The 12102-nt window shown below is 65.0% G+C and carries 7 protein-coding genes; 4 read left to right on the top strand and 3 right to left on the bottom strand.

What is annotated here, in order from left to right; translation table 11 throughout:
• Position 1 precedes the first annotated feature (1 nt).
• Positions 2–1171, top strand: coding sequence for a radical SAM protein (locus C2L71_RS10025; RefSeq protein ID WP_239926614.1), 1170 nt, complete (start codon positions 2–4; stop codon positions 1169–1171).
• 595 nt (positions 1172–1766) lie between these two features.
• Here C2L71_RS10025 and C2L71_RS10020 read toward each other — a convergent pair.
• Positions 1767–2741 carry a TIGR03915 family putative DNA repair protein gene (locus tag C2L71_RS10020; RefSeq protein WP_239926612.1) on the bottom strand — a complete coding sequence of 325 codons (975 nt, stop codon included), beginning with the start codon at positions 2739–2741 and terminating at the stop codon, positions 1767–1769.
• Positions 2742–2752: 11 nt separating this feature from the next.
• Positions 2753–4294: a putative DNA modification/repair radical SAM protein gene (locus C2L71_RS10015; protein WP_103265623.1), complete on the bottom strand. Its 1542-nt coding sequence runs from the start codon at positions 4292–4294 to the stop codon at positions 2753–2755.
• 409 nt (positions 4295–4703) lie between these two features.
• Between C2L71_RS10015 and C2L71_RS10010 the strand changes: the two genes are divergently transcribed.
• A complete protein-coding gene (locus C2L71_RS10010) occupies positions 4704–6854 on the top strand; it encodes a hypothetical protein (protein WP_103265622.1) in 2151 nt (716 codons plus the stop codon).
• Here the strand turns inward: C2L71_RS10010 and C2L71_RS10005 are convergent.
• Positions 6841–7281, bottom strand: a complete 441-nt coding sequence (locus C2L71_RS10005) for a helix-turn-helix domain-containing protein (protein ID WP_157938965.1) — start codon at positions 7279–7281, stop codon at positions 6841–6843. The genes C2L71_RS10010 and C2L71_RS10005 overlap by 14 nt on opposite strands.
• Before the next feature lie 156 nt (positions 7282–7437).
• Here C2L71_RS10005 and C2L71_RS10000 point away from each other — a divergent pair, with 156 nt between their 5' ends.
• Both C2L71_RS10000 and C2L71_RS09990 read left to right on the top strand, forming a co-directional pair.
• The gene (locus tag C2L71_RS10000) at positions 7438–7956 is read left to right on the top strand and encodes a hypothetical protein (protein ID WP_103265620.1); all 519 of its coding nucleotides are present in this window, start codon (positions 7438–7440) and stop codon (positions 7954–7956) included.
• A 345-nt stretch (positions 7957–8301) separates the two neighbouring features.
• Positions 8302–12102, top strand: a 3801-nt coding sequence (locus C2L71_RS09990) for a leucine-rich repeat protein (protein ID WP_129588503.1), incomplete at its 3' end; no start/stop codon positions are given.

The raw sequence follows: 12102 nt of genomic DNA, 5'->3' as shown, positions 1-12102 counted from the left end.
GGTGAGCGCGCCTGCGGGCGGTGCCACGATGATGAGCGCGTTTGCCGGCGGCGCTTCGGCGATGAGCGCGCCTGCGGGCGACGCCATGGCGGATGCAGAGGACGCGAGCGGGAAGGGTGCGGCGGCAAGGCTCGCTCGCGAGCGTTCGGTGGATGCACGCTATGGATTCGCGACGATTGCGGGCGACAGGCGCGCGGCGAAAGCGACGTGCGACCGCATGCCTGAGCCGCTTGCGCCGGCGTCGTGCGACCTGTGCCCGCGGGCCTGCGGAGCCGATCGGGCTTCGGGCGCGCGCGGCACGTGCGGCGCGAGCGACGCGCTCGTGGTGGCGCGCGCGGCGCTGCATTTCTGGGAGGAGCCCCCCATCAGCGGAGATGCGGGAAGCGGCACGGTGTTCTTCGCGTACTGCCCGCTCAGGTGCGTCTACTGCCAGAACGCGGTCATCGCCGCCGGCGAGGCCGGCGCGCCTGTGAGCGTGGAGCGGCTGGCCGAGATGTGCCTGGAGCTTGAGGCGCAGGGCGCGCTCAACGTGAACTTTGTGACGCCTACCCACTACGCGCCGCAGGCGCGCGCGGCCGTCGCGATCGCGCGTGGTCGGGGGCTGGCGCTGCCGGTGCTGTGGAACACGTCGGGCTACGAGACGGCTGCGGCCGTGCGGGCGAATGCGGGCACGGTGGACGCCTACCTGACCGATTTCAAGTACGCCGATGCGGCGTTGGCGGCGCGCTATTCGCATGCGTCCGACTATCCGGATGTCGCGCTGGCGGCGCTCGAGGCCATGGTAGCGCAGACGGGTCCGCCTTCGTTCGACGACGTGGACGGTCGGCCTCGACTCGTGCGCGGCACGGTGGTGCGCCACCTCATGCTGCCGGGCGCGTTGGAGGATTCGAAGCGCGTCGTGCGGCTCGTGCACGAGCGGTTCGGCTCGGACGTTCTGCTGTCGCTCATGAACCAGTACACGCCCGTGCTGGCCGATGCCGCCGCTGCGGGGGACGCGCGGGCGGCCGAGGCGCTGCGGCGCTGTCCCGAGTTGGCGCGGCGCGTGCCGGACGAGGAGTACGAGCGCCTGCTCGACTTCGCCGACGAGCTGGGCGTGGAGGACTACTTCTGGCAGGAGGGCGGCGCCGCCGAGGAGAGCTTCATCCCGCCCTTTGATCTCACCGGCGTGTAGGTTCGAGACGAGCACGCTCGGGCGCATGGCCGAGGTTTTTGTCCTGCCTTCGAGTTCGCCGGCGTGTAAGGGGACGGCCGACCGTGCTGCCCGCGTCAGCGCGGGCAAGCGCGCCGTGGCATGAACGAGGAAGCGACCTGCCGTATCGGCATCCAGGATGAAACGACGACTTGCCGCCCGGAACGAAACGTCGACCTGCTGCATTGCCGCCCGGAACGAAACGTCGGCATGGCTCAAAATGGCAGAGATTCCGAGGTATGTGATTTTTTATAGAGCGGGAGCCCGCTCCGGGATGCGTAGAGATTTTCCGACCAGGCAAAACGACGTCGCATTTTTGCGCGCAATCGTTTTCTGCACGTTTCTAAATCACATACCTCGAAATCTCTGCCAGAAAGTCGTCTTGCGCCGTCAAACCGCCATTGACGTGCTCCCGTATCCCTCGCCTGTCGTCCACCTGCTGGTGCATTGAGCGTGCTGTCGGAATGCTGATGTCGGGAGCGTCGCCGCCGGGAATGCCGACGCTGGAATGACGCCGCCTGCTGGTGCCGGAGCGTCGCCGCCTAGCATGCTGGTGCCGGGGCAAGGAGCGACGCCGTTAGCCTTCGGGATGGCGCCTCGGGTGGGAGAGGTCTTTGCCGGGGATGCGCTCGTGCATCTCGATGATGTTCTTCCAGAGGCGCTTGGGCATGAACTGGCGGCGCAGCTCGGGGTTGTAGCGCGCCTCGATGGCCACGGTGTCGTAGAAGCGTTTCCATGCGGCCTGCATGAGCTTCTCGTCGGAGGCCTTGTTGGGCAGGTTCACTTCGTCGGTGCGCACGAGGTACCAATCGCGGCCCTCGTAGACGCCGGCCATGCCGTGATTCTCGTCGAAAATGATGAACGGCTGGGTGTTGAAGCGGCCGCTGAACCAGTCCATGAGCAGGGGCACCACCGCTGCGCTCGGGTTGCAGCGCGCGAACCACACGCCGTTCTCCAGATGCTCGAAGCGCAGGAACTGCAGCATGCGGTGGCGTTCGTTGCCGACGGCGCGCACGAGGCGCATGAGCGGCTCCACCGCGGGATGGGCGAGGTCGTTGAGGACGCTGCCGCGCGCCTTGCCCGAGCAGCCGGCCGCGCCGGTGGGGCCCCCGGAGCCTAGGGGGCCGCCGCACGATCCGCGCTTGCGGCAGCCCGTGCAGTCGTGCGGGCGGTTCGCCGCCATCGCATAGCGGACGAAGCGGTAGACGACGATGCCGGAGCTCGGGTCGTCGGAGAGCGATGCGCGCAGCGCGGCGTCGTAGCAGGCATGCCCGCACGCGCGCCTGATGCCGCGCCGCACGCGCAGAGCAAGCTCCTCGTCCGTCTCGATGGAGCGCACGGCCTGCCCGAGGCGCGGCTGGAACGTGTCATGCACGGCTACGTCCTGAGGGTCCTCGCGATGGGCGTAGGCCATGAACACGGCGGTGAACAGCCCTTCGGGCGTGCCGTCGTAGACGTAGGCCACGTCTTCGAGCGGCTGCTCGGACGTAGGGACGGGGGAGGGCGCGGGCATGGGCTTGGGCGCGGGGGAAGGATCGGGATTGCGGCTCATGCGCACACGGCCTAGGGATGCTCGAGGGCGCGCTGCCAGCCGTAGACGCCGTCGGCTGCGGAGGAACGCTTGCTGTTAGCAACGTCAGCTGCGGAAGGGCGCTTGTCGACAGTCTCACCGGCTGCGGAGGAGCGCTCGCCGTCGGCGGTGTCGGCTGCGCCAGCCCCGCCGGCTGCCGGGCCGCTGTCAAGCGCCCGCGCTCGGGCGGCGCCGTCGGCGATGCGCTTCTTCTCAGGGGTTTCGATGCTATCGAATAGGCTCATCTGCCCTGGTATGGTCTTGTCCGCGCGCCGTCCGTGCTTGCCGCCTTCGATGGGCGCGACCAGCTGCGCCCGCAATCCTTCGCGGGAGAAGTCGGCGCCTTGGCCAGCGTAGCTGCCGTTGCAAGTGATGAAGAACCGCGCGCGCTTGTACGCGATGCCGAGCTTGCGCAACTCCTGCTCGCGCAGGCATGTGGTGCGGCGGGCGCGCACGATGGATCGCGCTCCCTTCACGCCGATGCCGGGCACGCGCAACAGCGCATCGAGCGGGGCCTTGTTCACTTCCACCGGAAAGAAGTCCAAGTGGTTGAGCGCCCAGTTCGCTTTCGGATCCACCTCGGGGTCGAGAAAGGGGTGCTTCTCGTCGATGATCTCGGTGACATCGAAACGATAGAAGCGCAGTAGCCAATCGGCCTGGTACAGGCGGTGCTCGCGGTTGAGCTGGACGCCGTCGGTGCTGGGCAGGCGCGCGTCGTCGTTCACGGGCGTGTAGGCACTGAAGAACACGCGCTTGAGCGAGAGCGTGCGGTAGAGGGCCGCGGAGAGGTTGAGGATCTGGAAGTCGCTTTCGGGAGTGGCGCCCACGATCATCTGCGTGGACTGTCCGGCCGGCACGAATGCGCGCTCCTTCTTCTTCGGCACGACCTGTTTCATGTACGTGGTGCCGCGCCGCACGAGCGCACGCGTGTCCTTGTCCACGGCTATGTTGTCGCGGATCTGCCGCATGGGGGCGATGATCTGCTGCTTGTCCTTCTCGGGGGCGAGCAGTGCGAGGCTCTTCTGCGAGGGCAGCTCCATGTTCACGCTCATGCGGTCGGCGAGGTGCCCCAGCTGCTGCACGAGCTCGAGCGAGGTGCCGGGCACGGCCTTCGCGTGGATGTAGCCGCGGAAGCCGTGCTCTTCACGCAGGAGGGAGAGCGTCTGGATCATGAGCTCGGTGGTGTAGTCGGGGGAACGGATGACGCCGGAGCTGAGGAACAGGCCCTCGATGTAGTTGCGCCGATAGAACGCGATAGTGAGGTCGGCCAGCTCGCGCGGCTTGAACGCCGCGCGCGGAACTTCATTGGACGCGCGGTTCGCGCAGTAGGCGCAGTCGTAGACGCAGACGTTGGTCATGAGCACCTTGAGCAGGGTGATGCAGCGCCCGTCGGCCGCGAAGCTGTGGCAGCATCCGGCCGCCAGGGTGTTGCCGAGCTTGCCCTTTTGCGCGCCGCGGTCGATGCCCGACGAGGTGCAGGCGACGTCGTACTTCGCAGCGTCGGCGAGGATTTCGAGCTTTTCGATCAATTCCATGCGGTCATCCGTTCGCGCGATCAAACGTTCGTGAGAATATCCGTTCGCTCATAATACGCGAACGCGTGTGCGCTGTCAATCGGGTAGCAAGCCATAGGAGGAAGAAGAGAGCATTGTCGAGGCGCATGTAGGTTGATTGCAGCGTGGGGCTGAGACAAACCGAAACGGAAAGCAGTTGTAGCGGTGTGCTGCGTTGCTAAGCGAACATGAGCCGCTTCTTGAATGAAATGCAGCCGAAGCGACTTCAAGGTGCAAAGATGTATATATTCGACATTTGGGCGTGTAGCTTGGGTTTGTTTGCTATAGTAGGCGGTTGGTGGCGCCCGATGGCGCGGTTGGATAAGCGGGCCTCGGAACGGTCGGCAGCACAGCAACGCGCCGAACGGCGCGGTCGTGAGAAAGCTAGAGAATGTTGCAGCACGACGACGATTCGTTGTCTTTGGAGGGCCTGTTCGCGTTCGTGGACGGGCTTGCCGAGCATCCGCATGAGGCGGCTGCTGGCGAAGCATCGGAAAGCGCGGGGGATCGTTCTGCTCCTGCGTCGAAGGCCGTCGATGCGAAGGCGGAAACCGCCGACTCGCCGCCGGCTGCTATGGAGGGGCGACCTGCCGCCTCTGAAGCGCAGTCCTGCGCCGCAGACGCGGCAGCAGCGCCTGCGGCGCAGGCGATAGCCGATGCCGAAGCGGTGGCCGGCTCGCCTTTGGATGCGGGCGAGGCGAACCTGCGGCTTCTGGAAATGATCGCCCGGACCCCGCTCGGCTTCTCGATGCCGTCCGTTCCGCAGGTGCACGAGCTCGAAGCCGCGCCTGCTCCCGCATCCGGGGCGGCGTCGGGGCCCGCACCGGAAGGCGCAGCCGCAGCGCTCTCCGATGCCGCTACGGGATCTTTCTTCCCGTACACCCTCGAACCTTCGGCCCGTTCTGGGCCGGAGCCTGCGCCCCGCTCGATCCAAACGGTCGCATCCGCGCCGCCTGAGCCGATCGCGCCGTCGTTCGAAGCGTCGGAGGAACCCGCATCGGAACCGGCCGCATCCCTCGCTGCCGCATCCCTCGCTGCCGCATCGGAAGCCGGGGCGGAACCGGCCGCGCACCTTGCTGCCGGGGCGGACAAGGGCGCGACTCCCATGTCGCCCGTCCTGGATCACGCGCCTGCGGCTGATCGGCCGTGCTCGTCGCCGCCTGCGAACGCCTCCGAGCCGTCGGTGCCCGTCCAGCCGCGCGCACCGGAGGCGCAGCGCCCGCCTGAGGCCTCGGCACCGCCTGCGGTTGCCCCTCCGGTGGCGCGCGCGTTCGGATCGGCTCATGGCCGTGCTGCCGAAGCACCCGCTACAGAGCCTGCGTTGCCCGATAGGCCCCTCGCGGAGCAGGCCGATGCGTCCTCGCAAATAATCGGGCTTCGGGGCAAGCACGCGATGGAGGGCCAAAGCGCCCGCCCGCGTCGCGCCGCCGCCAGTCGTCAGGCGTCTGCAGCCGCGTTCCCCGCTGCAAACCGGCGCCCGCCCGCGCCCTCACCCGCGTCCACTGCCGCGGGTCGCGTCGTGCCCGCGGCCTCGGCAGGAGAGCGTAAGCCGGAGGCTCTCGTCGCGCGCGTGGTCCCGCGCGACGAGGACGCCGCGGCGAAGCAGCCCGACAAGCACTCGACCATAGACCGGCAGCTCGAGATGCTCGTGCAGAAGCGCCTGCGAGAGCTGAGGGACGCCGGCGTTATCGCGGACGCCTCCCCGCGGCGCGCCCTCGAAGAGCGTCCGCCGGATCGGCACGAGTCGGATGCGGGCTGTCCGCCTGCCGCGCATACCGCCGCGCCGACCCCTGGCGCGACCGCGTGCGAAGCGTGCAGCGAGATCCCCGACCGCCCATCGGCTTCAGCCGGCGACGCGAGTATCCATCGCCCGACAGCATCGACCAGCGCCTTGGCCCCTGACCGCCCGTCGCCCTCCGCAGATGGCGGCCCGGCCGAGCTCTCCAGCATCATGTTCGACGAGCTGCCGTCCAGTATCGCGGAGGGCATGCGCGAGGCGGACGAGCTGCACCGTCGCAGCTTCGCCCTCAAGGCGGGCGCTACCGCGGTGGGCTGCGCGCTGCTCGCGACCCTGCTGGGCTTCGGGGCGTTTCAGCTCTCGCACCTCGACGAAGGGTCGAGCGAAGGGCCCTCCGACCAGGCGACGCAGGTCGACTCGGGCCAACGGCAGCAGCAGCGCTTCGGTGACGATCCTGCGGATGTGCCGGCCGAGGAGGACCGTGACCGGTCGGGCACCGTCGTCTATCGCTACACGATGGGCGGCGAGGGCGACGAGCGCTCGGTCACCGAGACGGTGGCTTTCGGACGCGACGGACTGTGCGAAACGTCCAGCCTCGAGATGCAATTCGCCGACGCGCAGGCCGCGCAGGCGTTTCTGGCGGATCTGAAGCAGGACTACGGGTCCAGCCTCAAAGAAGGTGAGGCGTCGGGCGCGAGCGCCTTCGCCGTCGTGGACGTCTCGGCGAACAGGCTCGACCGCGAGCAGTACGAAGACGAGCTGCGCGTAAGCGTGGAAGACCTCGCCATCGTCAGAAAGACGTGACCGCGACCGCGGCTTCCGGTTTGGACGCCGCGGCCAGCCCTTGCGCGGCCTCCAGCAGAAAACCCTTCCTCGGCTCGTCGAGCTGGTTGAACAGCCTGACGATTTCCATCTGATCCCTGTCGGCATCGGCCGAACCCGGGCGAGCGCGCTCGCTCTTCGGCGGCGCGGCGGGGGACGCGTTGCGCCTCGAATCCTGGGCTGCTGCGGAGGGGCGCCGGTCGGCAGGTTCCGCGCGCCCGGCCAGCTCGTCGAGCGAGCAGCCGAGCACGTCGGCTATGCGCTGGGCATCGCCGAGCGTCAGCTTCACCTCCCCGCGCTCCCACGACGCATACGTGCGGGGATTCACTCCGAGCGTCTGGGCCAAATCAGCCTGCGTATTGAATCCCGCCCGCTTGCGGAGCGATTTCAGCTGCAGATTATGCTGCATAGGGGGCCTCCTCCTTTCGAAGCCATGGTACATAAATTATGAGGAGACCGCAAATATGTAAAGGATAGTTGACCTACAATATAGCTGTGCTATCATATAAGAAACTACATGATTAATGTAGATAATACACAAGAGTTCGGTTTAGGGGGCTGAGCTATGGAGAAGCGTTGCGCGCGCAGGCTGGTCCGCGCGAACGTGCTGCTGACGGCCGGCCGCGTGCTGCTGGCATTGCGGGGCCTGCGCGAGGGGGTCGCGTGCGTGGAGCAGGCGCTTGACGAGTACCAGCAGGCGCTGGACGAAGTCCTGGCTCGCATCGAGCCTTCGACGGATTCGGCCGGCATTGGGCCTGCCGATCCTTCGGCGGGCCCGCGCGATCTCGAACGCGCCGGCCCTTCGGCGGGTGCGAGCGATCTCGAACGCAAGTGCGCCGACCCTTCGGCGGGTGCGAGCGATCTCGAACGCGCCGAGGACTCAGTGCGGAGCTCTTCCAAGTGCGCCGAAGACCCGAACCGGCGCTTTCGCAGGCGCGTCGAGGAAGCGCTATCCGAAGAAGACTGGCTCATGCTGGACAGCTGCCGCGCGCGCATCGACGCCACGGTGGAGACGTGCCGCAACCTGGGATACCGCGCCGGGCGAGGATCGGACGGCGCGTGGCGCGTTCGCTTCGGCCTCTAGCGAGGATGGGGAGAGGGCAGTACGGCGTGTCGCTGCCCTTGCGCAATATCAACGGGTTTTAACATGGAGACGCGGTTTCGCCAGCGGGTTTCGCCGGCATCCACGCGCCCCTCTTCCCAAAAACGCCGAAGCCACTATACTGGTGAATATATCCCGAAAGGTGAATATATTCAACAAAACCTGTCCCCAGCGGTTTACAAACTCCCCTCCTATGTCTAATATGTCGAATATATTACTCTTTATGAGTGTGAACAGGCGTATTCGCATACATCCAGAGGGGCTTCTGGATGCCGACGCCGACATTAGCTCGACGTCAACGCGAACGGATCGAAAAGGGACAGAGAAATGGGACAGAGAAACGTTCGCTCGCGGACGGGCGCAGCCGCGCTCGCCCTCGTCTTGTCGCTCGCTCTCGTCGCCGGCACTCCTCTGGATGCCGCGCGCGCGTATGCGGCCGAACCGTTGCCCGCAGCGACGGCCGAATCCGAGGGGGCGTCGCAGCCCGACACGAATGCGAACGGCGCCGGCGAGTCCGCGAAGGACCCGGCGGGCGACGGGGGTTCCTCCTCGGGCCAGCTGAGCGAGGACGTGCCGCTGGATGCGCCCGCCGGCGCGCCGCAGGACGGCTCCCAGGCGCCCGCCGGCGCCGATGCCGCCCCTTCGGCCCCGATCGACCAAAGCCCCGCGTCCGGCCAGGCCACCGCGGCCGTACCGCTGGTGCCCGAAGCGCCCAAGGCAGTCGTCGGCGAGGTCGTGCAGGACGGCCTTGTGTACCGCATCCTGGACGATGGCGAATCCGTCGCGCTCGTGGGATGGCGCGGCGCGTCTCTTGCGGGCGACGTGGCCGTGCCCTACCTGGTGATGAGCGGCGAGGACGCCTACGCCGTCACCGTCATCGGCGATCCCGACATCGACTACACCGCCGCCGACGGGTCCGCGTCCGGCGTGCTGGCCGGAAGCGGGGCGACCTCCCTCTCGCTTCCGGCCTCCGTGGAAACGGTGGCCGACGGGGCGCTCTCGGGCTGCCCGTTGCTCGAAAGCGTGTTCGCGAGCCCGCAGAACCAGAAGTACGCTTCGTCCGACGGCATGCTGTTCTCGAAGGATCTGAGCGCGCTTCTGTTTGTGCCCGAAGGCAAGCGCGGCACGGCGCGAATCCCCGACGAAACGTCCTCGGCGCCGGCCTCGGCGTTTTCGAGCGTTTCGGGCCTGTCGGCCGTGCACGCGGGGGAGGGCAGCGCCGCCTTCTCCGCGCGCGAGGGCGTGCTCTACAGCAAGGATGGCGCGAGCCTTCTGTACTTCCCGGCCGCCGCGGGCAATGCGGTCGTGCTGCCCGCCGAGACGGAGTCCATCGGCGAAGGGGCCTTCGCGCAAGCGGAGGGCCTCGCGTCCATCGTGGCGCTGGGGTATGTGCGCGACATCCACGAGACCGCCTTCGCGGAGGCGGCGAAGCGGGACGCGCAGGTGGCGCTTCCCGCCGGCGAGAACTACGACACGCGCAAGGTCGTGTGGGAGGCCGCGGGCTTCCAGAGCTTCGTCGAACCGGCGGCGCCGGGCGATGCGGTGGGGCCGACCGATCCCGAAGGCCAGCCCGCCTCGGGCTTCGTCTTCACGCTGCTGGACGACTACACGCTTGCCGTTTCATGGGTAGGCGAAAGCGATCCCGAGGCCGACCTGGTCATTCCCGCCACCGCGAAGCTGAACGACGTGGAATATCGCGTGTCGGCCATAGCGCCGGCCGGTTTCCAGGGCCGGCAGTCGCTGTCGTCCGTGCAAATCCGCGCGCCGATAACGGTGATCGGCGACGATGCCTTCACCGGCTGCACCGGCCTGGCGTCCGTCGAGCTTTCGGAAGGCGTGTCGGCCATCGGTGCCGGCGCGTTCTCGGGCACGGCCGTGCAGCGCGTCGTGATCCCGGCCAGCGTCACCTCAGTGGGCTCGCGCGCGTTCGCCGATTGCCCCGATCTCTCCCGAATCGTCACCTTTTCAAACGCCCCATCCGTCGACGCCGACGCGATTGCGGGCTGCACGGGCGTCGCGATTTACGCCCCTTACGACGAAGCGGGCGAATACCCCTGGAATCCCGGCCTCGTGGCCAGCGGAAACCATATCCTGCCGTACGGCATTTCCCTCGCGAGCGATCCGCTTGCGCTCGAAGTCGGCGAAACCGCCGACCTGTTCGAGGGCGGCGTGTGCGAAGTCCCTGACGGCTGCGAGCTGACGTACTCGTATGCCGCCACGCCCATCTCGGTCGAAGCCGGCCAAGTGACCGGCAAGAAGATCGGCGTGTCCGAGGTGACGGCCGTGCTGTCGCTGGACGGCATCGAGCTGGCGAGGATCATGCGCGTGGTGGAGGTGGTGGCGGGGAAGCCGACGCCATACATCTTTGATGCTGATGGTACGTACACGTTCCGTTTTGATTCTCTAGGCGGAACGTCTGTTCCCGATCAGAAGATATACATGACTGGAATCGCAAGCGGTGGCCCGACGTCTTCATCTCATTATAATATGACCCCAAATATAACTAAGCCTCAAGACCCTTCGAAACCCGGTTATACGTTTGTTGGCTGGTCTATTCGTTCTCATCCTGAAGAGCTCTATAATTTCGGTGCTGGTAGTGCCGAATTTGACTCGGGGGACTTTGTTTCCGGCATCGTGACGTTCTATGCGAAGTGGAAGCGCGTCGTACCACAGGGTGCCACTACGGGAACCATCGGCGATGGCGTTACCTGGTACATCACCTCGACAAACGAACTTATTATAACTCCTACCAATGGTATCAGCGGAACGCTGCCCGCGTCTTACGCTGAAAGCTACATTCCGTGGGCAAACAATAGTACGATTAAAGTTGCTACGATTGATAGCGGAGTGAAAGCAAACGAATCGCTCGGATATCTATTCTATGGGAACTCCGCTCTTACCGAAATCAAAGGTTTGGACAGCCTGATCACGTCGGGTGTTAAAAAGGTAGCACATATGCTTCATGGTTGTTCCAGCCTATCCTTTCTCGATGTCTCCAAATGGGATACTTCAAGTATTTCAGATATGACCTGCTTGTTTTACGGTTGTTCCAGCCTATCCTTTCTCGATGTCTCCAAATGGGATACTTCGAACCTCTTTGTTGCTTATTCTTTGTTCGCCAACTGCTCTCGTCTTTCTTCTATCGACGTGTCTGGCTGGAACACTCCGAAACTCACACAGACGACATGGATGTTCTCCGGCTGCACTAGCCTTACTTCTCTCGACTTTTCCAGCTGGGATACCTCGAAAGTTAGTGCAATGGGACGCATGTTTAATGATTGTACTAACTTGACCTCTCTTGATCTTTTAGGGTTTGATACTTCAGTCGTAACAATTAATGAAGGCATGTTCGCCAACTGCTCTAGTCTTTCTTCGCTTGATCTTTCGACTTGGAGTCTTCCTGTCAATACAAATATGGATGAATTATTTGCTGATTGTTCAAAGCTAACGTTTCTTGATATCTCCAGCTTAGATACTTCAAAACTTCCGGGAAGCGCAGTTGGTGTATTTAGAAACTGCCCCAGTCTTTCCGAAGTCAAAGTAGGTTCGAATTACACACTCAAGGTTCTTTCTAAGCCGATGATGAACGGTTATACCGGAAACTGGATTAATAGTAGTGGCAAATCGTTTGCATACAATGCAATCCCATCGGGAGTGGCAGACACCTATAGAGCGCAGACTTCCTACAACATCGCCTTCAATGGTAACGGAAGCACGGGAGGCTCTATGGCGGTTCAGACCGTACCCCATGGGATGTCGGTGAACCTCACCTCGAACGGCTTCACCAAGACCGGCCACACGTTCGCCGGCTGGGCCGAATCCGCCACGGGCGCCGTCAAGTACGCCAACGGCGCCTCCGTGAAGGACCTCACGTCGACGCCGAACGGCACGGTCACCCTCTACGCCAAGTGGACCCCCAACCCCTACTCCATCATCTTCAACGGCAACGGGAACACGGGCGGCTCCATGTCGAACCAGTCCATGACCTACGGGACGGCCAAGAACCTCACCTCGAACGGCTTCACCAAGACCGGCCACACGTTCGCCGGCTGGGCCGAATCCGCCACGGGCGCCGTCAAGTACGCCAACGGCGCCTCCGTGAAGGACCTCACGTCGACGCCGAACGGC

Source organism: Enteroscipio rubneri, assembly GCF_002899715.1.
Classification (GTDB): domain Bacteria; phylum Actinomycetota; class Coriobacteriia; order Coriobacteriales; family Eggerthellaceae; genus Enteroscipio; species Enteroscipio rubneri.
The sequence above is the reverse complement of the archived record's forward strand: the minus strand, read 5'-3'. Positions and strand labels throughout refer to the sequence as shown.

What these genes read in the sequence shown, in the direction of transcription:
- C2L71_RS10020 (WP_239926612.1), bottom strand. Translation starts at nt 2,741, where the DNA reads ATGAGCCGCAATCCCGATCCTTCCCCCGCGCCCAAGCCCATGCCCGCG.
- C2L71_RS10015 (WP_103265623.1), bottom strand. Translation starts at nt 4,294, where the DNA reads ATGGAATTGATCGAAAAGCTCGAAATCCTCGCCGACGCTGCGAAGTAC.
- C2L71_RS10010 (WP_103265622.1), top strand. Translation starts at nt 4,704, where the DNA reads ATGTTGCAGCACGACGACGATTCGTTGTCTTTGGAGGGCCTGTTCGCG.
- C2L71_RS10005 (WP_157938965.1), bottom strand. Translation starts at nt 7,281, where the DNA reads ATGCAGCATAATCTGCAGCTGAAATCGCTCCGCAAGCGGGCGGGATTC.
- C2L71_RS10000 (WP_103265620.1), top strand. Translation starts at nt 7,438, where the DNA reads ATGGAGAAGCGTTGCGCGCGCAGGCTGGTCCGCGCGAACGTGCTGCTG.